Source organism: Saccharothrix sp. NRRL B-16314, assembly GCF_000716595.1.
Classification (GTDB): domain Bacteria; phylum Actinomycetota; class Actinomycetes; order Mycobacteriales; family Pseudonocardiaceae; genus Actinosynnema.
This window is the reverse complement of record NZ_JNXC01000007.1, coordinates 325,721-346,598: the sequence shown is the minus strand read 5'-3', so window position 1 is coordinate 346,598 and position 20,878 is coordinate 325,721. Positions and strand designations below refer to the sequence as shown.

Genomic DNA, 20,878 nt, shown 5'->3' with positions numbered 1-20,878 from the left:
TCGGTTTTCCGACGTCGTTCCTCGGGCGATCACTTCCAGGGCGCGGGGTACCCGGCCATGGCCTCGCACCCGCACATCGCGTAGTGCAGCGGGGGCATGTCCTGCTTGAGGAAGCTCTGGAGGTTGTCGCCGGTCACCTTCGGCTGCGGCAGCACCCACTCCTTGGGCACCTGCTGACCGTTGAGGACCTTCAGCGCGGCGATGATCGGCGTGCGCCACTGGTAGGTCGGGTAGGTCGGGGCCACGGCGGTCATCTTCTCGTCGGCCCACATCCGCAGGAAGTCCTGCTGGTCCTCGCCGACGAACGCCGGGATCGGCACGCCCGCGTCCTGGAACGCCTCGATCGCCGCGACGGCGGTCGCGCCCGCGTCCATCCACACGCCGTCGATCTGGCCCTCGCGCTGGATGAAGTCGTTGACGATGCTCTTGGTCTTGGCCGCGTCACCGTCGGTGAACTCGACACCGACGACCTTCAGGTCGCTGCCGGAGAAGATCTCGTTGGCCGCCGCCCACCGCTGCTCCAGCACATCGACGCCGGGCAGGATGCGCAGGGCGAGGACCTTGCCGCCCGACTTCACCTTCTCCTTGAGGAACTCCGCGCCGTCCGCGCCGAACGCGAACCCGCCGATCGGGTGGACGAACGTGACGGGGCAGGTGGAGTTGACCCCGCGGTCGAACACGATCACCGGCACGTTGGTCTTGCAGGCGGCCTCGATGGCGGGGGTCAGGGTGGCCGTCGTGTTCGGGGACACGATCAGCGCGCTGCACCCCTGCGACGCGAACGACTGGATGTCGCTGATCTGCTTGTCGTCCTTGGCCTCGGCGTCGAGCACGGTGAACTTGGTGATCTCCGGGTGCAGCTTCACCTCCTCCTTCATCGTCTTGAAGCCGACCTGGCGCCAGGGGTTGTTGACCGCGGCGTTGGAGAAGCACACGTGGTAGTCGCCACCGGGCTTGGCGAACTTGGCCGTGTCGACCAGCTCGGGCGAGATCATCTGCTCCCACGGCTTGTCGGCCGGCCCCTCGGCCGCGGTCGTCCGGAACTTCAGCTGGCGCTCGTACTGCGCGCGGTCGAAGAACTCGGACTTCGCCTCGGCCTTGGACGTGCCCGTCGAGCCGGGCGTGCCGCTCTCGGCGGGCAGGTCGCTGCTGCAACCGGCCATGGCGAGCACGCCCGCGACGGCCACGACGGACCACTTCCTGTTCATCTGTTCTCCTTGTGCGGCGGTGGGGTCGAACGAGTGGAGGACTCGGTGGCGGTGCGCGACCGGAACCCGAGCCGGAGGTTCGCGCCGAGGGAGGCGTAGGCCACCGCGGCGATGATGATCACGCCCTGGACGGCGGACTCCAGGGCGCCGGAGACGCCGAGCAGGTTGAGCAGGGAGAAGAGGGCTTCCAGGGTCAACGCCCCGGCCGCGGCGGCGACGACGGAACCGCGTCCGCCGCCGAGCAGGACGCCGCCCAGCACCACGGCGGTGATGGCCCGGAACTCCAGGCCCTCCCCCACCTGGGCCGACACGCCCGCGAACCCGCCGAGCAGGATCGCGGCCAGCGCAGCGAGCAGACCGGACAGCACGAACGCCAGCACCTTCAGGCGCACCACGCGTCCGCCCGCCAGTCGCACCGCGTCCTGGTTGTCCCCCACCGCGACGAGCGTGCGCCCGGTGCCGCTGCGCATGAACTGGGCGGCGGCGACCAGGACGACCAGGAGGATGACCACCGACCACGGCAGGTGGCCGAGCACCGGCAGGTCGATCCCGCCCCGACCGAACACGCGGAACGACGGTGACAGCGCGCCGCGGGGAGCGCCGCCGGTCCACAGGAACACCGCGCCGTCGAGCACGAGGAGCATGCCCAGGGTCACGATGAACGACGGCACCAGCAGCTTCGTCGTGATCAGCCCGTTGACGAGGCCGACGAGCACGCCGAGGGCCAGCAGCAGCGGGATCACCCAGATCGTCGCCGACTCCTGCCCGTCGATCAGCCTGGCGGCGATCACCACTTCGGCCGTGACCAGCGACCCGACCGACAGGTCGAAGCCGCCGGAGACGATGACGAAGTACTGGCCGATGGCGAGGATCATCAACGGCGCCGCGCGCTTGAGCAGCGCGAGGTAGCCGGTCGGTTCCGAGTAGGCCGGACCGGCGAAGGCCAGCGCGACCAGGAGCACGGCCAGCACGGCCAGCACCGGCGCGGTGCCGTCCGCCAATCGGGGACGCCACGTGGTGGGCGCGTTCACCCGGACCTCCTGGAGAGCTGACGGCGGGCGTAGAGCGCGACCGCGACGATGAGGACGACGCCGCGCACCACGTCCTTGAAGAACGGGTCGACCGCGAGGTCGTCGAAGATGGTGTCCAAAGTGGACAGGATGAGCACGCCGCCGATGGTGCCGACGACACCGCCGCGACCACCCGCGAGCGCCGTTCCGCCGAGCACGACGGCCGCGATGGACTCCAGGTCGTACCCGGCGTCCGTGCCGACGTACGGCGCGCCCGAACCGAGCCTGCCGGCCAAGAACACCCCGGCGAGACCGGCCGCGACCGCGCACAGGACGTGGGCGGTGACGATGGTGCGGCCGGTGCGCACACCGGACAGGCGGGCCACGTCGATGTCACCGCCGACCGCGTACATGTGGTAGCCGCCGCGGGTCCGCCGCAGGTACCACCACGCCGCACCGGCGATGGCCAGCATCAGCAGCACGCCGATCGGGACCGGGCCGACGCGGTCGAACCCGAGGTGCTGGAACGCGCGCGGCACGCTGCCCGCCGGTCCGGTGTAGTTCTCCTCCAGGTAACCCCGCAGGATCAGCGCCACGCCGAGGGTCGCGATGAACGCGTTGACCTTCAGCACGGTCACGACCAGGCCGTTGACCAGGCCGACGACGGCGGCGACACCCAGTGCCAGCAGCACGCCGGGCACCATCATGCCGTCGCTGCCCGCCATGGTCTCGGCCGCGACGAGCGAGCACAGGCCGACCAGGTAGGCCACCGACAGGTCGAGCGACCCGTTGATGATGACGATGGTCTGGCCGACCGCGACCAGTCCCAGGACGGTGCTGCGGGTCAGGATGTTGAGGATGCCGCCCTGGTCGAGCAGGACGCCGCCCTGGATACCGACCAGGACGCTCCCGACGACCAGCAGCACGGCCAGCGCCAGGTAGACGGTGACGGTGGGGGTGGGGGTGAGGCTGAACCGCCGTGCGCCGCCTCTGCCGGCGCCACGGGCGACCTCGCTCTTCTGCTGCACGACGCTCACGCCACTTCTCCGATCCCGTGGCCGGTGGCGAGCCCCATGACGGCCTCTTCACTCGCGCCCGCGGGTAGTTCGCCCGCGATGGCGCCCTCGTGGACGACCAGGATCCGATCGCTCATGCCGATCAGCTCCGGCAGCTCAGACGAGATCATCAGCACCGCGACGCCCTGCCGGGCCAGGTCGCGCAGCAGCCGGTGCACAGCCTGCTTCGCGCCGACGTCGATGCCGCGGGTCGGTTCGTCCACGACGAGCACGCGCGGTCCCACGGCAAGCCACTTGGCCAGTACGACCTTCTGCTGGTTGCCGCCGGACAAGTACCGCACTTCCTGGTGCTCGCCCCGCGCGACGACCGTGACGGACTTCAACAGCGCGGCGAGGTCGGACCGCTTGCGCCCGGCACTGCCCGGCAACGCCGCCCGCCGGACCAGCAGCGCGTTGTCCCGGATGGACTGCCGCAGGGCCAGGCCCTCGCTCTTGCGGTCCTCGGTGACGAAACCGATGCCGAGTCGCACGGCGGCGCGGGGGTCGGTGATCCGCCGCGCCACGCCGTCCAGTTCCAGCGTGCCGGTGGTGAACGGCTCGACGCCCCAGATCGCCCGTGCGATGGCCGACCGCCCCGAACCCTGGAGGCCGGCGATGCCGACGATCTCCCCCGACCGCAGCTCGAAGGTCACCTCCCGGACCCGCTGGTTGCCCGCGCCGCGCAAGGCCAGCCGGACCTCGCCGAGGTCTTCGTCGGTCGCGCGGTCCGGGTAGAGCGCGTCCAGCGAACGCCCGACCATGTGCCGGACGAGCTGGTCGGAGGTCATCTCGGTGGTCGGGGCGCAGGTCACGAACGCGCCGTCCTTCAGCACCGTGATCCGCCCGCTCAGGTCGAACACCTCGCGCATCCGGTGCGAGACGTAGAGGATCGCGATCCCCCGCTTGCGCAGCCGGTCGACCAGGTCGTACAGCAGTTCCACTTCCTGGTCGGCCAGCGCGGCCGTCGGCTCGTCCATCGCCAGCACCTTGGCGTCGGTGGACAGCGCCTTGACGATCTCCACGACCTGCTTCTGGGCGACCGACAACCGGCTGATCGGCGCGGCCGGGTCGATGCCGTCCTCACCGAGCCAGTCGAGGAGCTTCCGGGTGTCCTCCTCCATCCTGCGGCGGTCCACCCGGCCCCGGCGGACCGGTTCCCGGCCGAGGTGGACGTTCTCCGCGACGGAGCGGTGTTCGAGGAGGTTGAACTCCTGGTGGATGATCGCGATGCCCGCCTGCTGCGCCTCGCGCGGCGTGCCGAAGACGACTTCCTCGCCGTTGACCTCGATCCGGCCGGAGTCGGGCCGGTGCACGCCCGCCAGCACCTTGAGCAGAGTCGACTTGCCCGCGCCGTTCTCGCCCATCAACGCGTGCACCTCACCCGCCCGCAGTTCGAGGTCCACGCCTCGCAGCACCGGCACGCCGAGGAAGCTCTTGGTGATCCCGGTGAGCCGGACGACGACGTCCTGTTCAGACGCGCTCACCCGGCCACCCCGGTGTGATCGCCGGCCTGATCGCCGGCAGCACCGACGGTGGCCTGGTTGCCCGCACCGCCGACCGTTGCCCGATCGCCCGCACCGCCGACGGTTGCCCGATCGCCCGCAGCGCCGACGGTTGCCCGATCGCCGGCAGCGCCGACTGTGGTCCACTCGCCATCGGACGCGGCGGACAGCAGGACCGCCTCGGTGATCCGGGTCGCGCGCAGGCCGTCGGCGAAGGTCGGCAGGCCGTCCGGCGCGCCCTCCCCCCGCACCGCGCTGTACGTGTCGGCGACGAAGGCGTCGAAGCAGTCCTGGTAGCCCTGCGCGTGCCCGGCGGGCAGCCGCGCGTACCCGGCGGCCGAGGGCGAGAGGGTGGACGGGTCGCGCAGCAGCACCCGGTTGCCGTCCCGCCGACCCACCCACAGCCGCTCGGGGTCCTCCTGGTCGAAGGCGAAGCTCGACTCGGTGCCGGAAACCTCCAGGTGCAGCCGGTTCTTCCGACCGGCGGCGACCTGCGAGACCACCAACGTGCCGAGAACCCCGGCTTCGGTGGCGAACTGGACGACGGCGGCGTCCTCGGTGGGCGTGACCGAAGGGCGCGGTCGCGCTTGGACGGTGGCCGTCCGGGCGGACAGCCGGTGGATCCGGTCGCCGGTGACGAACTCGAACAGGTCGCACCAGTGCGAGCCGATGTCGGCGAACGCCCGGGACGGCCCGCCGACCGCCGAGTCGACCCGCCAGTCGTCGTCGTTCGGCCCGGCCAGCCAGTCCTGGAGGTACCCACCGGTCACCGTGGACACCACGCCCGCCTCGCCGGTCGCGAGCCTGGCCCGCAGTTCTCGCACCATCGGGTGAAATCGGTACACGAACGGAACAGCGCCGACCCGGCCGGCGGTCAGCGCCGCGGCGGTCAGGGCGTCGGCTTGGACCGCGCTGGTGGCCAACGGCTTCTCGCAAATGACGTGCGCGCCAGCGGCCAGCGCCGCCTCCACCGCTTCCGCGTGCCGCGCGTTCGGCGTGCACACGTGCACCACATCGGCGCCGGCTTCGGCCAGCAGCGCGTCGAGATCCGGGTACCCGCGCTCCGCTCCGACGGTCCGTGCGGCCTGGTCAGCGCCTTGCGGGGTGCTCGCCACGGCGGCGACCACCGCGGCCCCCGCGCGCCGGGCGGCTTCGGCGTGCACGCGGCCCATGAACCCAGCTCCCACCACGGCGACCCGCAGTGTCCGAGGCTCGGTACGACCGCTCTCAGCCGTTTGAGTTAGGTGGGTCACAGTCATGCGGCGAACGGTAAGGGGGCTAATGGCGGATGTCAACCAAAAGTCGGCTAAGTTTAGCCGAGTTGCGCCGTATCAGCCCGCTCTCTGCTTCAATTGAGAGGTGAAAGAAGACGTTCCCTCCGTCGGCGCCGCGTCTCCAGGAGAGTTGTTGCGACTCCTGCGCGACGGCGTGCCCCGCACCCGCTCCGAACTCACCACGGTCACGGGACTGGCCCGGTCGACCGTGCGGGCCAGGTTGGACGCGCTCCTGGACGCGGGCTTGGTCAGCGACGGGGGCAGTGAGGCGTCCACCGGCGGCAGACCAGCCGGCCGGTTCGTGTTCAACGCCCGCGCGCGGGTGGTGCTCGCCGCCGAGGTCGGCGCGACGCACGCCACCATCGCGGTGACCGACCTGACCAGCGCGCCGCTGGCCGTCAGCCGGCTCGACCAGGACATCGCCGAGGGCCCGGAGGTGGTCCTGCCCCGGCTGATCGCCGCCTGGCGGGCGCTGCTCGCCGAGGCCGGCCTCGAATCGACGCGCGTGGCGGGTGTCGGCATCGGCCTGCCCGGCCCGGTCGAGCACTCCACCGGCCGGCCGAACAACCCGCCGATCATGCCCGGCTGGGACGGTTACGACGTGCCGGGGCTGATCAGCGCGGAGCTCGGCGTGCCGGTGCTCGTGGACAACGAGGTCAACCTGATGGCCCTCGGCGAGCACACCACGTCGTTCCCGGAGGCCGAACACCTCATCGTGATCAAGGTGGCGACCGGCATAGGCGCAGGCTTCATCAGCAACGGCCTGCTGCACCGCGGCGCGGTGGGCGCGGCGGGCGACCTCGGGCACATCCTCGCGCCGCACGCCGGCGACGTCCCGTGCCGCTGCGGGAACACCGGCTGCCTGGAGGCGGTCGCCAGCGGCTCCGCGATCGCGGCGGCCCTGCGCGCCAAGGGGGTCGAGGCGCACACGAGTTCCGACGTGGTCGCGCTGGTCCGGGCGGGCAACCTGGAGGCAGGCCAGGCGGTGCGCCAGGCGGGCCGCAACATCGGCGAAGTGCTCGCCGCGTGCGTGAGCATGTTCAACCCGTCGCTCATCGTCGTGGGCGGCACCGTCGCGCTGGCGGGCGAGATGCTGCTGGCCGGTGTGCGCGAGGCGATCTACCGCCGTTCGCTGCCCCTGGCGACGGGGAACCTGCGCATCGTGCCGTCCCAGGCCGGTGACGACGCCGGTGTCCTCGGCGCGGCGGCGATGGTGGTCCAGCACGTCCTCTCACCGGCCGTCGTGGACCGGCAACTCGCCTGACCGTCCGTCCCCCCACCGACAAGGAGGCGCGTGGTGCCATCGGAAGCCCCAGCCCTCGCCCGGCCGGTGCGCGACGTGGTGTCGTGGAGTCGCGGCATGGTGGAGCCCGCCCTCCGTGCCGCCGTCGACGGGTTGCCCGCCTCGGTGCGGCGCGTCGCCGGGTACCACCTGGGCTGGTGGGACGAGCACGGCGACCCGACCGAAGGCGCCGGTGGCAAGGCGATCCGGCCGGTGCTGGCGCAGCTCGCGGCCGAGGCGGTGGGCGGGTCGGCGAGCGACGCCGTGCCGGCCGCCGCGGCGGTGGAACTGGTGCACAACTTCTCGCTGCTGCACGACGACGTGCTCGACGGCGACCTGACCCGCCGGCACCGACCGGCGGCGTGGCACGTCTTCGGCGTCCACGCGGCCATCCTGGCGGGGGACGCGATGCTGGCGTCCGCCTTCGACGTGCTCGCGGCCGGCGGGCACCCGGCCGCGTTGACCGGCGTGCGGGTGCTCAACGCCGCCGTGCTCGGCCTGGTCGAGGGAGAGCACGCCGACCTGGCGTTCGAAGCCAGGCACGACATCGACGTGGCCGAGTGCGTGGCGATGGTCGAGCGCAAGACCGCCGGACTTCTCGCCGGCGCCTGTGCCCTGGGCGCCCTGTTCGGCGGCGGTGGACCCGGGGCGGTGGCCGGTCTGCGCGACTTCGGCCGGGAGGTCGGCGTGGCGTTCCAGCACGTCGACGACCTGCTGGGCATCTGGGGCGATCCCGCCGTGACCGGGAAGCCGGTGCACGGCGACCTGCGCGCCCGCAAGAAGTCGCTGCCGGTGGTCGCCGCCCTGACGTCCGGCACACCGGCCGGTCGGGAACTCGCCGCGCTGTACCAGGACCCGGCCACCGAGCCGTCCCGCTTGGCGGAGCTGGTGGACGCGGCCGGCGGTAGGGCGTGGAGCGAGCGGCAGGCGGACCTGCTCCTCGCCCAGGCCTTGAGCCACCTCGACTCGACCGGCCTCGCGCCACGCCCGGCTGCGGAACTCACCGCCCTGGCCAAGGTGATCGTCCACCGCGACCGCTGAGCGCACAATGCGCGCGACCCGCCGAGACCCTGGCGTCGTTGAGCACTGCCACCGCGGGCAGTCGAGGCGACGCGCCGCTGCGGTGAGCGTTGATCCGAAGGGCTGAACCGATCCGATCTCCCGCCCGGACGGCCTCGACCGCTCGCATAATTGCCCGACTTGCCGGGGTCGGGCACGAGGCAGTCGCGGGAGACTCATGTCGGGTGACACGGGTGGCTTAGCCGGGGTGGACGGCGTTTCCACCGTCCTGGTCGACGAGATGGTGCGGCGACCAGGCGGACGGGCGCGGCCGTCGCCGCTCGTCGTCGCGCTCGGTGCCCGAGGGACCGGCAAGACCGCTTTGCTGCGGCGGATTCGCGACCGGTGCGTCAACCGGGTGCCCTGGGCGTTGCTGGACCTCGAAGAGCTGGGCGAGGCCCGTCCGAGTGGAATCCTGACCGGTATCGCCTTCGAGCTCAGCCGGGACGTGCCGCAGTTCGGCCGGATCGCGTTCCCCCGCCTGTGGCTGTGCGCGCTGGTCCTGACCAGCAACCTGAACACCGTGGACCGGGGCAAGGCGCTGGCGGAGGTCAACGCCGTGATGCGCGAGAACCGCCCGGTGGAACAGCACCGGCAGCAGGTGTTGAGCCTCGCCGAGCTCGCCGCGGACGCCGCCGGGTTGCCCGGCTGGGCGCCGTCGGCGACCGACACGCTCCTCAACGGCCTCAACTGGCTCTCCCGCCGTCGGGTGCTGCGCGCCGTCAAGGGCATGTCGCGTTCCGCGGCGCCCAACCCCCGCGATCTGCTGGTCGACCTCCACCACAAGGACAAAGGCGCACCCGACGATCGCGCCGCGGTCGACGCGATCGTGTTCGACGCCTTCCTCGCCGACCTGCACCAGGCGTTCACCGGTCGGGTCCACCAGCTGCGCCGGACGGCCAACTGCGTGGTGCTGCTCGACAACGCCCACACCCCGGAGGGCAAGGCGTTCCTGTCCGGTCTCCTCGCGGCGCGCAAGCGGGCCGGGGCGCAGGGCGACCACGCCGCCGTCTTCGCGACCAGCCGGACGTGGAACGTCGACTGGAACGGCACCTGGCGGCGGCCCGGCACGCTGCCCACCGGGCACTCGCCCCTTCCGCCCACGCCCGACGAGGTCGAGCGGGTCGTGCGCGCCGAATCGCAGCCCTGGTTCCTCGTGCGGTTGACGCATCTGAACCCCGGCGACACCGCGGAAGTGGTCAAGCGCGCCACCACGTCCCGGTTGCCCGCGTCGCTGCCCTACCGCCTCACGCACGGCCACCCAGGCGGTCTGCGGACGATGCTCGACGTGCTCGCCCGACAGGAAGGGCCGGTTCCCCTGCGGCGGCTGCTGTCCGTGCCCGCCCACCCCGACCGGACCGCGTCCTTCGCCGACGAAGCACTGGGGCTGCTGCTCGGTGACCTCCCGGAAGCCCAGGTGGACGACCTCGTCACGGCGAGCGCGGGACGCGGCGTGGAGTTCCTGTCCGACGCGACCGTCCTCGGCACCGACCTGCCGGACGGCGGCGGCGCGCTGTACACGTTCCTGCTGAACAACTTCCTGCTGACCCTGGCAGGCGAGGGCGACGCCGCTCGCGTCGTGCTCGACCCGTGGCTGCGCACCCTGCTGCTGCACCGGCTCGCACGGCGCGAGGACGCCGAACGGGGCTGGGACGCGGTGCACCGGAGGTGCCGGGACCACTACGCGGACCAGGGCCAGGAGACCAAGGCCCGCTACCACGACCTCGCCCTCGGGGACGTGCGCTCGGCGGTGGCGCACCTCGCCGGCCCGTTCACGTCCGACCGGCAGCTGGACATGGCGACCGCGCTGAAGTGGTTGGCGGAGCTGGATGTCATCACGTCCGCGCCCAACCGGCTGCCGCGCGACGCCGAGCCGCTGACGCAGGTCGAGCAGCTCATCGAGGGCGTCCCGCCCACCGGGTCGCACGGCGCGGCCCTGGCCAGGCTCGTCGCCGCGCTCTGGATCGCGGCCGACCCGCTCGGCGATCCCGACGGCACGCTGCGCGGTCGGATCGCGGAGGCCTACCGGCGGCTCGGCCAGCACGGCGGCGAGGGCTCGATCCTGTTGCACGACCGGGCGGAGAGGTAACGCGGATGAGCGTGACAGTGCCACCGTCGCCGTTCCGGCGGCTGCTGATCCCGGTGCTCGTCGTCCTGCTCGCCGCCCTCGGCGTCGCGGCCTACCTGGTGGTGGACGATCGCCTGGAGCGCTGCGACGGCCAGGACGACGTGCGCAAGGCCGCGGACACCGGCGAGTGCATCGGCGTCACCGCCGCCGAGAGCGACTTCGACCAGCCGGAACTCGGCGCCGTGCTGGACCGCATCAGGACGGAGAACGCGAACGCCCGCACGGACCCGGAGTTCGTCAGCGTCGCGGTGTTCCTGCCGATGACGACGGCGCCGGGCGGCATCACGACCTACGACTGGGTGCGCAGCCAGCTCCAAGGCGCGTCCCAGGCGCAGGTGACGTTCAACCGGAGCGCACGCCCCAAGGTGCAGCTGCTGCTCGCCAACCCCGGCAACGACATGCGGCACTGGCGGTCCGTCGTGGACGACCTCGACTCACGGCGGGACGGACCCGACCACCTGGTGGCCGTGACGGGCATCGGGCTGAGCCTCGGCCACGCCCGTGACGCGATGCGGCGCATGTCGGAGCTGCGCATCCCGATCGTCGGCTCGACCATCACCGCCGACGACCTCGCCGGCATCCCCGGCCTGCTGCGGCCCGCGCCGACCAACGAGCGCCAGGCCCGTGCGGCGGCCGACCACCTCAAGGGCACCGGCGCGAAGACGGCGTTGCTGTTGCAGGACACCAACAACGACGACCTCTACCCCGAAACGCTGGCCAAGGCGTTCCGGGACCAGTTCGACGACGGACAGCACCGGGTGCTGGAGCAGGCGCAGCAGTACGACTCCGGGCTGGGCAGCGTGGAGAACGCCTTCGCCCTGATGATGCCCAACATCTGCGCCACCGAGGCCGACGTGGTGTTCTTCGCGGGTCGGGGTCGCGACCTGGCCCGCTTCGTCGAACGGCTGGCCACGCGGTTGTGCCGCGAGCGGGTGATCCGCATCGTCACCGGCGACGACATCTCGGCGGAACAGCTGCTCAGCGAGTCGTTCAAGCGGGGCCTCGCGGCGGGCGTCGAGGTCACCTACACCGATCTCGCGGACGGCGCCGCGTGGGAGGCGGACCGGCGAAAGCCCCTCGCCGAGCGCGAGTTCCCGGACACGGCGGTCCAGACGTTCCTCGGTGACGAGCAGGACCCGGAGACGTGCTTCCGCTGCTTGTTCGGCGCGGTGGCGTCGGGCGACGACGGCGCGATCATGGCGTACGACGCGATGCTCACCATCACCACGGCGATCCAGCGGGCGTCCGGGGCGACGGCCCGGCGCGTGTCGGCCACCCAGGTGCTGCAGGCCTTCAACTCGCTCAACGGCCAGAACGCCGTGCCGGGTGCGAGCGGGCTGCTGTCCTACGACAACGACGGCACGGCGCACCGGAAGGTCGTGCTGCTGATGCGGCTGGACGGCGCCGGTGTGCCGGCGTTCGTGGGCCTGGTGTCCGGCTGAGCACCGCCACGCCGGCGGGTGTGATCGGCACCACATCGCCCGTTACCAGTCGATCAAGGCGACCGTCAAGCGCCGCCAAACAATTCTCCCACCATCCGGGACCTTCCGAAAGTCGTCGAATCGACCGGGAAATACCGACTGCTTGACGGCCGCCGCCGCACTCTGCTTGTCTGGCTGCAACGTTCTTGCTGGGGGGCAATTCAGGGAGCACGGGCCACACCTCGCGTTCCGCACGGATTACGCATTCGACTCCCCCGCGAGCGGTGTTGACCGACATCAACGGGAGGTAGTCGAACGTGGTTCGTGATGGGGGATCGCGCGCACCCGGTCGCTTAATCGCGGTCGTCGGGCTCGACGGCGCGGGGAAGTCGACGCAGGTGCCCGCGCTGGGCGACTGGCTGACGTCCGTCGGCGTGCCGACGCAGGTGCAGGTCAGCGTGTCCATGGCGCCGGTGCGCAAGGCGCTGTCGGTGATCGCCGCGGAGGACGGGTACGCCGACCACCTGGAGCTGATCGGCGCGGAGACCATGCGCCTGATCTCGGCGTGCAACAAGCTCGCGCGGGTCGCGCCGGTCGAGCGGAGCCTGCGCGAGTCCGGCGGCGTGGTCGTGATGGACCGGTACACGTACTGCCAGTACGCGCTCGCGTCCGCGCAGCGCGCCGGTGACGTGCGGTTCCTCCGGCGGCTCTTCGCCGGAACGCCGAAACCCGACCTCACCCTCTTCCTGGACGTCGAACCCGAAGAGGCGGCACGGCGCGTGGACGAGCGCGGGGTGGACGTGGAAAGCGTCCAGTTCCTGAAGGAGTTCCGCGAGGCCTACCAGGCCCTGCCCGAGTTCGCCGACTTCGTGCGGGTCGACGGCAACGGCACCCCGGAAGAAGTCCAAGAATGTCTTCGGACGGCCGTTCGGGTGAACCTGCCGGAACTCTTCTCCTGAATCACCGAATTACCGGACGACTTCCACAACTGAACGAGCACCGCGCGGCGCATTCCGTCGTGCCGATCACGCTGCCCGTCCGCGCTGCCGCGTAGGTCGGCCGGTGTGCGCTGCGCAAAATGGAGGTAATGATGTCCAGTTTCCAGAGCCGAACCATTGCCGACGGCATGTTCAGCCGTTCGTCGACCTGCCACATGCACGTCGACGCGGGCGGTTTCGCGCCGGCGGTGGAGATCGCGCGCCTGGTCGACCGCGACCACCAGGTCCCGTGCAAGGCGGTGCCCGTCATCTCGCTGGTGAGCGGGCCGCAGCGGAAGGCGTCCCCGGACGCGTACGCCGAGCACCACCCCGCGCACGACGAGGACCCCCAGGCCGACTCGTTCGCCTCGGTCTACCTCGGCGACGCCACGACCCTGACCGCCGTGCCGGGCATCCTCGAAACCGTCTACGCCGCGCACCCGACCGCGGTCGTGGAACTCGAGCAGGTCGCGTGCGCGATCACGTGGGAGGGCGACGTCCTGGTCGCGCCGCGAGAGTTGGAGACTTTACCAATCCACGTCGCCGGCGCCCGGCAGATCGAGACCCACGTGTCCTACGAGTACCACCACGGCTTCAACCTGGCCAAGGACGCCACCCAACCCGACCTGGACAAGCTGGTCGAGCGCCTCGCGGAGCGCGGGGTGCCGTTCGGGAGCATCTACGTGTTCGACCGCGGCGACAAGCTCGCCTACCGCACCAACTGCTTCACCGCCGAGTCGGAGCCGGAGCGACTGGTCGGGGAGCGGCAGGCCTGCCTGGAGGTCGTCGCCGAGCTGACGGGGGCGCAGGCGCCGGTGAAGACCGTGCTGGAGCGGGTGCTCGGCATCTGGCAGCCGGCGGCCTGAGCACCGGGTCGGGGGGAACGCCAGTGGACGGGACGTCGATGAGGTGGTCGGACGCCTACTACGCGCGGCCGGAGGTGTTGCGGGACAAGGTGGTGCGGTGCGACGTCGACGTCCCGCTCTCCACCATCGCGTTCCTCCACCGGTCCCGGGTGTCCGGTGTGGAGTTCACGGGCGACCTGTCGGGTGCGCACTCCCGGATCATCTGGGAGGAGATCGGGTCCTGCCGGCAGGCAGGCGGCGGCACGCACGAGCGGCTGTCCGAACCGCTGCTGGCCAACGCCTGCTCCGCGGAGGGTTTCGCGCACGCGGCGCGGATCGGCGCGGGCGGGCTCGGTCTGGTGCGCGGCGAGTTCCTCTTCGCGGTGGCCGTCGTCGGCCTGCTCGACCGGCGTTTCCACGACGGGCGCACGGTCGCGGACGTGCTCACGGCCGAAGGCGACTGGCGGACGTTGGGCCGAATCCTCGACGACGACCGGTTGCGGGAGGAACTGGCCGAGCGGTTCCTCGCGGAACTCCACCCGGCGGGCCGCCTCTTCCAGCCCGGAGCACCGGTTTTCGTGCGCTGCTTCGACTACGGCGACGCCTACAGCGCCACCGGCGGGCAACGCGGCACGCCGCTCCTGCTGAACCAGCTGCCCGGCTCGATCTCGTTCCTCGCGCAGGTGCTCGCCGAGGCTCAGGAGCAGCACCCGACCCGGTTCGTCCTCGGCCTGCCGCTCGTGTCCAGCTACGCCGAACTGGCCGCGGGGTTGGGGATCGCGGAACGGGCCGGGGTGCGGTTCGGCGACGGTGGTCCCGGCTTCGGCTGGGAGGTGGAGACGCCCGCCGCGTGCCTCTGCACGGGGCTGTGGGCCGACCAGCTCCAGCGGGAGCGCGGAGTCCGCGTGGAGCTGTGCGGTATCGGGACCAACGACCTGACCCAGTTCACGCTGGCCCGGCCACGCCGTGAGGCCGCCCGTCCCATCGAGGGCAGGCACGAGGCGCACCCTGCGGTGCTCGCGCTGCTCACGCGTCTGGCGCAGGACTGCACGACGAGGTCGCTGACGGCCGTGCTGTCCGGCGTGGCGGGTGAGGACCCCGGCTACCGCGCGTTCGCCCGTGAGCTGGGGTTCCTCGTGTCGTGCCCGGTGCCCGCGCTGCACCGGTCCGCCCGCCCGCCCGTGCCGGTGCTGGACCAGGCGGTGGAGGCGGACGGCCTCGCCGACGGGACCGGCGTCGCGGAAGCGGTCGGCTGGTCCCGGGAACCGTCCTCACTATCCTGACCGGTACCACCGCCGTTCGGCAGGAAGGCCGCCACCATGCCCTACGCGACCGCGCGCATCCCCGGTTCGAAGTCGGCGACGGCGAGGGCGTTGTTCCTGGCGGCGCTCGCCGACGGCCGCACCACCCTGCGCGACCCGCTCGTGTCGGACGACACGGTCGCCTTCGCGGAAGGGTTGCGGGCACTGGGTTTTCCCGTGACGCGGGAGCGCGGCGTGTGGACGGTCGACGGGCGACCGGCCGGTCCGCCCGCGACCGAGGCGACCTTGTGGTGCCACGACTCGGGCACCACGGCGCGGTTCCTGCCGGGACTCGCCGCGCTCGGCAAGGGCCGGTACGAGGTCGACGCGAGCGAGCAGATGCGGGTCCGCCCGATGGGACCGCTGCTGGCGGCGTTGCGGCAGCTCGGGGTCGACGTGACGGCGCAGCCCGGTGATCGCCTGCCGTGGGTCGTCGAAGCGGACGGCGTGGCGGGCGGCGAGGTGGTGATCGACGCCGGGACGTCCAGCCAGTACCTGACCGCGCTGTGCCTCATGGCGCCCGCGACCGCGGCGGGGTTGCGCATCCACGTCACCGACCTGGTGTCCGTGCCCTACGTCGACATGACGTTGGCGATGATGCGCGACTTCGGGGTGGAGGCCTCCCGTTCGGGCATGACGATCACCATCCCGGCGGGTGGCTACCGGGCCGGCGAGCACGCGATCGAACCGGACGCGTCGACGGCGTCGTACTTCTTCGCGGCGGCGGCCGTCACCGGCAACACCGTCACCGTGCCGGGCCTGGGCCGTGACTCGCACCAGGGCGATCTCCGGTTCGCCGCGGAAGTGCTGCCGCGCATGGGGTGCCGGGTGGAGGTCACGGCGGACAGCACCACCGTGACCGGCCCCGAACGCCTGCGCAGCCCCGGTGAGGTCGTCATGCGCGACATCAGCGACACGATGATGACGTTGGCCGCGATCGCGCCGTTCGCCGACGCGCCGGTCCGCATCAGCGACGTCGCCAACTGCCGTGTCAAGGAGTCCGACCGGATCGACGCGATCACCGAGGCGCTGGAGGCGTGCGGCATAACCACTCGCAGCGGGCCGGACTGGCTGGAGGTCGACCCCGGCACGCCGCGGGCCGCCGAGGTGAAGACGCGTGCGGACCACCGCATCGCGATGAGCATCAGCGTCACGGGTTTGCGCGCACCGGGGATCACCCTGGACGACCCCGGCTGCGTGCGGAAGACGTTCCCCGGATTCCACGAGGAGTTCGCGGCCCTGCGGGAGGCATGGCGATGACACAACCGGCATTCGTGGCACCCGGCGTGGTGACGGCGTTCTGCCCCAAGCCGACCAGCCACACCGGGGTGGTCGTGATGGTCGCGGCCAAGGGCGACGGTGTGGTCGTGCTGGACAGCGGCATGGCGGAACCCATGCCGGACGCGCTGGGGCCGGCGCTGGAACTGCTCGGCGCGACCACGGCCGACGTGCGGGCGGTGTTGAGCACCCACGGGCACCGCGACCACACCGGTGGCAGCCGGGCGTTGCGGGACGCGAGCGGCGCCCTCACGTACTTCTCAGCGGACGACGAGGGCCTGGCCGGCTTCGCGCCCGACGTGCCGGTGACCGACGGGGACGTGATCTCCAGCGGCGACTTGCGTTTCGAGGTCGTCACCACCCCGGGCCACACGGCGGGCAGCGTGTGCTTCTACGAGCCGACGCTCAAGCTCCTGGTGGCGGGCGACGGCGTGCAGGGCGTGGGGTCGGCGCGGAAGCTGCCGGTGTACTACGAATCGGGCACGAGGTACCGGGCGAGCCTCCGCAAGCTGCTGGCCCTGGAGATCGACACCCTCGTCGTCGGCCACCCGCTGGCGTGGCGTGGTGCGAACACCCACGTCTTCACCGGCGCGCAGTGCCACGAGCTCCTGGAGGACAGCTTCGCGGCGGCGGAGGCGATCCGTGCGGCCGTGGCAGCGGTCGGACCGCACCCGACACCGCACCGGGCGGCCTTGGCGGTCCTGGCGACATCCCCGATCTTCGACCACTTCGACCCCGGCGACCCGGTGGAGGAGGACACCGAAGCGACGTTGGACAGCGAACTGCGCGACCTCGCCGGAACAGCCGTGAGGTGAGCTCGGCTCACACGTCAAAGGCCCCGGGCTGCTGCCCGGGGCCTTTGCACTGCGTTGTAGCGGGGACAGGATTTGAACCTGCGACCTCTGGGTTATGAGCCCAGCGAGCTACCGAGCTGCTCCACCCCGCGTCGGTAAAACCAGTCTACGCCATCGCGGACGGGGGTTCGCACCACCCCCGTCCAAGCAACGCCGCCGCAGGTCAGGGCCTCACCAAGCCTCCCAGGCCGGGGTTAGCGGACGTGCGGGTTCCGCCCGCTCGGACCGTCTCTGCCGCCGGTGATCCCGACTGCGGACATCCGACCCTCGTCGGTCCGCACGCCGATCACCGTGCCGACGTGCAGGCCGTCCACCGCGATCGGTCGGCCTGACCCCGGCGTTGCCGACGGTCTCCGGACCGCCCTCGACCTTCCGGCCCGCAAGCACCGCCACCACGGCCGGCGCCGCTGCTGCTCTTCCCTGCACCGGCCGAAACTTCCGGAGAACCCGCCTACCTGGATGATCTTCGCGCCGTGCGCGGCGGTGAGTGCCGGGTCCGGTGCGGACCTCCGGGTACGTAGGATTGCCCGGTTGTGCAACACGGAAGGGTGAGGTGCCGGTGATGGACGTGGGCCGCTTGGTGGCCGGGCGGTACCGGCTGCGCGGGCGCCTCGGTGCCGGTGCGATGGGCGTGGTGTGGCAGGCGACCGACGAACGCCTTGGCCGCGTGGTGGCGCTCAAGCAACTGGTGGTGCCCGCGGGCACCGATCCGGTCGAGGCAGTGGGCCGTGCCGCGAGGGAAGGGCGCATCGCCGCCCGGTTGCAGCACCCGAACGCGGTGACCGTGCACGACGTCGTCGAGGAGGACGGCAGGCCGGTCCTGGTCATGGAGTACCTGTCCGCCCGGCCCCTGTCCGACAAGATCGCCGAACGCGGAACCCTTCCCGCCGAGCAGGTGATGCGCGTCGGCGCGCAGATCGCGGGTGCGCTGGCGGCGGCGCACGCGGCGGGCATCGTGCACCGCGACGTCAAGCCCGGCAACATCCTGCTGACCGACGACGGCACCGCGAAGATCACCGATTTCGGCATCTCCCGCGCGGTCGGGGACGTCACCGTCACCAAGACCGGGCTGCTCGCGGGCACGCCCGCGTTCCTCGCGCCCGAAGTCGCGCGGGGCAGCGATCCGGGACCGGCCTCCGACGTGTTCTCGCTCGGCGCGACCCTGTACGCGGCGGTGGAGGGGCGACCGCCGTTCGGCGACAGCGACAACGCCATCGCTCTGCTGCACACCGTCGCGTCGGGCCACTACGCCCCTCCGACGCAGGCCGGGCCGCTGGCCGAGGTGTTGGCGGAACTGCTGCGCAACGACCCGTCCACCCGGCCGACCATGGCGCAGGTCGCCGACCGGCTGCGCGCGGTGCGCCCGGCTCCGACCCGGCTCGACCTGCACCCGGCCGACCCGCTGACGGCACCGTCACCCGGCACGTCGTCCGGTCCGCCGACAGGTCCACAAGCCGGTCCACTGGCAGGTCCGCCATCCGGTCAACCAGCAGGCCCGACGCCGGGCAGGTTGTTCGGTCCGCCGACAGGTCCACAGGCAGGTCCGCCACCAGGCCTACCAGCAGGTCCGCCGCCCGGCACGTTGTTCGGGCCGCCACCCGGTCTAGCGGCAGGACCGCCGCCTGGCTCGGCCTCCGGCAGCCGACCAGGGCTTGCGTCGGGGCGTCGAGGACTCGTCGCGCTCGCCGCCGTGGCCGTCGCCGCGCTGGTCGTGCTCGGCGTGGTGTTGGCGAACAAGCCGTCGAACACCGCGCGCGATACCACCAAGCCCACGACGACCACCCCCTCCGCCGCCTCGACCACCGTCACCCCGGAGCAGCTGGAGAAGGTGGTGGCCGACTACTACGGGCTGCTCCCCCAGAACCCGGGAAGTGCGTGGAACCTGCTCTCGCCGAGTCTCCAAGCGCAGGGCAAGCAGCAGTACGGCAAGTCGTGGACCGGCATCAAGGAGCTGACCATCAGCTCGCCGCCCGCCGCCACCGGCCGGGAAACCGTCACCGTCGGCATCGACTACACCGGCGCGGAGGGCAGGAAGTTCCGCGAGTCGCACCGGCTGGGGCTCGTCGTCCGCGACGGCACGCCGCTGATCGATTCCGTCGAGGTCCTGTCGTCGCAACGCATCGGCGACGACAAGGGCCATCACGAGGACGACGATGACGACGACAAGAAGGGCGACAAGAAGCGCGGCGAAGGCAACGGCTGAGTCCCCCGCCCAGTCGCCTCACGGCCACGGTGTCCACGCTCGCTCCACCGACCCCCTGCCGTCCGAAGTCGCTTCGCGGGTTCGCCCTTGACGAGCACCGGGCGACGACCGTACCGTCGTCGTGATCGTTTAAGTTGCGCAAGAGTTCGAGGTGTCCCGACCTCCGATCGCCTCAGGTCGGCCACACCGGCCCCGAGCGATCGGCCCGGCGGGCACCGCACCCGGAGTAGGACCTATGAGCAGCCGGTTTCCGACACCATGTCTGGGAGCGCTCCCAGGAGGGCTGGGTGCTCACGAGGTCCGCGAACCGCCGGTTCCGGCCGCCCCCGGAACCGGGCAAGTCCATGTCGTCGATCAATGAAGATTTGGCGGTCTACATGCTTCGCTTCTCTGAAAGCGCTCCCACCGCTCGCCGGTCCGGCGACGGTTCGCCCAAGTCCGCCGCGTGGCGGGCGGCGGCGGTCTTCGGCGCCTGCCTGACGCTGCTGACGACCCTGCTGGTCGTGACCTTCGGCGCGGGCAACGCCTCGGCCCACGGCGCGGTGAGCGACCCGCCGTCGCGCCACTACGGCTGCTACCACCGCTGGCCCAACGGCCCGACGCAGCAGATGGCCACCGAAGACCCCATGTGCTACCAGGCGTGGCAGGCCGAGCCGGCCGCGATGTACAACTGGAACGGCCTGTTCCGCGAAGGCGTCGCCGGCAACCACCAGGGTGCCATCCCCGACGGGCAGCTGTGCAGCGGCGGCCGGACCTTCAACGGCCGCTACGCCGCGATGGACAAGGTCGGCGCGTGGGCCGCCCCGACCAAGCCCAACCAGTTCACCCTCAACCTGAACGACACTTCCTCGCACGGCGCCGACTACATCCGCGTCTACGCCACCAAGCAGGGCTTCGACGTGAAGACCCAGCCGCTGAAGTGGAGCGACCTGGAGCTCGTCGGCCAGACCGGGCGGATCCCCACCGGCACGACGACGCCGGTCCAGGTCAACGCACCCGGCCGCACCGGCAACCACGTCCTCTTCACGGTGTGGCAGGCCAGCCACCTCGACCAGAGCTACTACGCCTGCAGCGACGTGAACTTCAACGGTGGGACGACCACGACGACGACCCCGACCAGCACCTCCACCACCACGACCACGACCACCACGACCAGCACCACGACGACCACCAACCCGTCGGCCGGTTGCTCGGCGAGCTACCGGGTGACGTCGCAGTGGTCCGGTGGCTTCCAGGGCGAGGTGCGCGTGGCGGCCGGCACCACGCCGATCAACGGCTGGACGGTGAGCTGGACGTTCACCAACGGCGAGCGGATCAGCTCCTCCTGGAGTTCGACCCTGACCACGAGCGGGTCCACCGTCACCGCTCGGAACGCCGCCTACAACGGCTCGGTCGGCGTCGGCTCCAGTGCGAGCTTCGGCTTCACCGCCTCCGGCACCTCGGCGAACGCCTACGCGCTCACCTGCACCGCATCCTGATGT

General features: G+C 71.6%; 16 protein-coding genes and 1 tRNA gene. 11 read left to right on the top strand and 6 right to left on the bottom strand.

The genetic code is table 11. The features are described from left to right. Positions 1-29: 29 nt before the first annotated feature. The 5 genes from OQ02_RS14930 to OQ02_RS14910 all read right to left on the bottom strand — a co-directional run bounded on the left by OQ02_RS14930 (position 30) and on the right by OQ02_RS14910 (position 6,034). Positions 30-1,208, bottom strand: a complete 1,179-nt coding sequence (locus OQ02_RS14930; protein WP_033438964.1) for a substrate-binding domain-containing protein — start codon at positions 1,206-1,208, stop codon at positions 30-32. Then, on the bottom strand, positions 1,205-2,239 hold the full coding sequence (locus tag OQ02_RS14925) for an ABC transporter permease (protein WP_051772309.1): 1,035 nt from the start codon (positions 2,237-2,239) through the stop codon (positions 1,205-1,207). Before OQ02_RS14925 ends, OQ02_RS14930 begins: the two co-directional genes overlap by 4 nt. Then, positions 2,236-3,120 (bottom strand): ABC transporter permease, encoded by an 885-nt coding sequence (locus OQ02_RS14920; protein WP_442973627.1) that lies wholly within the window; start codon positions 3,118-3,120, stop codon positions 2,236-2,238. Before OQ02_RS14920 ends, OQ02_RS14925 begins: the two co-directional genes overlap by 4 nt. A gap of 131 nt (positions 3,121-3,251) precedes the next feature. After that, positions 3,252-4,757 (bottom strand): sugar ABC transporter ATP-binding protein, encoded by a 1,506-nt coding sequence (locus tag OQ02_RS14915; protein WP_033438963.1) that lies wholly within the window; start codon positions 4,755-4,757, stop codon positions 3,252-3,254. After that, positions 4,754-6,034 carry a Gfo/Idh/MocA family protein gene (locus tag OQ02_RS14910; RefSeq protein ID WP_081915633.1) on the bottom strand — a complete coding sequence of 427 codons (1,281 nt, stop codon included), beginning with the start codon at positions 6,032-6,034 and terminating at the stop codon, positions 4,754-4,756. Before OQ02_RS14910 ends, OQ02_RS14915 begins: the two co-directional genes overlap by 4 nt. Before the next feature lie 148 nt (positions 6,035-6,182). Between OQ02_RS14910 and OQ02_RS14905 the strand changes: the two genes are divergently transcribed. The 9 genes from OQ02_RS14905 (at position 6,183) to OQ02_RS14865 (ending at position 17,155) form a co-directional block, all read left to right on the top strand. Then, positions 6,183-7,313 (top strand): ROK family transcriptional regulator, encoded by a 1,131-nt coding sequence (locus tag OQ02_RS14905; RefSeq protein WP_197043341.1) that lies wholly within the window; start codon positions 6,183-6,185, stop codon positions 7,311-7,313. 30 nt (positions 7,314-7,343) lie between these two features. Beyond that, positions 7,344-8,372, top strand: coding sequence for a family 2 encapsulin nanocompartment cargo protein polyprenyl transferase (locus OQ02_RS14900; protein WP_033438961.1), 1,029 nt, complete (start codon positions 7,344-7,346; stop codon positions 8,370-8,372). Between the two features lie 226 nt (positions 8,373-8,598). After that, positions 8,599-10,479 (top strand): hypothetical protein, encoded by a 1,881-nt coding sequence (locus OQ02_RS14895; protein WP_033438960.1) that lies wholly within the window; start codon positions 8,599-8,601, stop codon positions 10,477-10,479. Positions 10,480-10,484: 5 nt separating this feature from the next. After that, positions 10,485-11,960, top strand: a complete 1,476-nt coding sequence (locus OQ02_RS14890; protein WP_033438959.1) for a hypothetical protein — start codon at positions 10,485-10,487, stop codon at positions 11,958-11,960. A 296-nt stretch (positions 11,961-12,256) separates the two neighbouring features. After that, entirely contained in the window at positions 12,257-12,898 is a 642-nt protein-coding gene (locus tag OQ02_RS14885) for a dTMP kinase (RefSeq protein ID WP_033438958.1), read from the top strand. 131 nt (positions 12,899-13,029) lie between these two features. Next, complete coding sequence (locus OQ02_RS14880) at positions 13,030-13,782, top strand: hypothetical protein (RefSeq protein WP_156077049.1); 753 nt, start codon at positions 13,030-13,032, stop codon at positions 13,780-13,782. A 23-nt stretch (positions 13,783-13,805) separates the two neighbouring features. Next, positions 13,806-15,044, top strand: a complete 1,239-nt coding sequence (locus OQ02_RS14875) for a putative PEP-binding protein (protein WP_156077048.1) — start codon at positions 13,806-13,808, stop codon at positions 15,042-15,044. Between the two features lie 36 nt (positions 15,045-15,080). Beyond that, on the top strand, positions 15,081-16,322 hold the full coding sequence (aroA, locus tag OQ02_RS14870; RefSeq protein ID WP_033438955.1) for a 3-phosphoshikimate 1-carboxyvinyltransferase: 1,242 nt from the start codon (positions 15,081-15,083) through the stop codon (positions 16,320-16,322). After that, entirely contained in the window at positions 16,319-17,155 is an 837-nt protein-coding gene (locus tag OQ02_RS14865) for an MBL fold metallo-hydrolase (protein ID WP_197043330.1), read from the top strand. Before aroA ends, OQ02_RS14865 begins: the two co-directional genes overlap by 4 nt. 57 nt (positions 17,156-17,212) lie before the next feature. On the opposite strand, the gene OQ02_RS14860 is transcribed toward OQ02_RS14865, so the two are convergent. Beyond that, positions 17,213-17,286 (bottom strand) — tRNA-Met (locus tag OQ02_RS14860). A 470-nt stretch (positions 17,287-17,756) separates the two neighbouring features. Between OQ02_RS14860 and OQ02_RS14855 the strand changes: the two genes are divergently transcribed. Next, entirely contained in the window at positions 17,757-19,397 is a 1,641-nt protein-coding gene (locus tag OQ02_RS14855; RefSeq protein ID WP_033438953.1) for a serine/threonine-protein kinase, read from the top strand. A 377-nt stretch (positions 19,398-19,774) separates the two neighbouring features. After that, positions 19,775-20,875 carry a lytic polysaccharide monooxygenase gene (locus OQ02_RS46930; protein WP_081915650.1) on the top strand — a complete coding sequence of 367 codons (1,101 nt, stop codon included), beginning with the start codon at positions 19,775-19,777 and terminating at the stop codon, positions 20,873-20,875. Positions 20,876-20,878 lie beyond the last annotated feature (3 nt).

What these genes read in the sequence shown, in the direction of transcription:
- OQ02_RS14930 (WP_033438964.1), bottom strand. Translation starts at nt 1,208, where the DNA reads ATGAACAGGAAGTGGTCCGTCGTGGCCGTCGCGGGCGTGCTCGCCATG.
- OQ02_RS14910 (WP_081915633.1), bottom strand. Translation starts at nt 6,034, where the DNA reads ATGACTGTGACCCACCTAACTCAAACGGCTGAGAGCGGTCGTACCGAG.
- OQ02_RS14890 (WP_033438959.1), top strand. Translation starts at nt 10,485, where the DNA reads ATGAGCGTGACAGTGCCACCGTCGCCGTTCCGGCGGCTGCTGATCCCG.
- OQ02_RS14880 (WP_156077049.1), top strand. Translation starts at nt 13,030, where the DNA reads ATGTCCAGTTTCCAGAGCCGAACCATTGCCGACGGCATGTTCAGCCGT.
- aroA (WP_033438955.1), top strand. Translation starts at nt 15,081, where the DNA reads ATGCCCTACGCGACCGCGCGCATCCCCGGTTCGAAGTCGGCGACGGCG.
- OQ02_RS14865 (WP_197043330.1), top strand. Translation starts at nt 16,319, where the DNA reads ATGACACAACCGGCATTCGTGGCACCCGGCGTGGTGACGGCGTTCTGC.
- OQ02_RS14855 (WP_033438953.1), top strand. Translation starts at nt 17,757, where the DNA reads ATGGACGTGGGCCGCTTGGTGGCCGGGCGGTACCGGCTGCGCGGGCGC.
- OQ02_RS46930 (WP_081915650.1), top strand. Translation starts at nt 19,775, where the DNA reads ATGCTTCGCTTCTCTGAAAGCGCTCCCACCGCTCGCCGGTCCGGCGAC.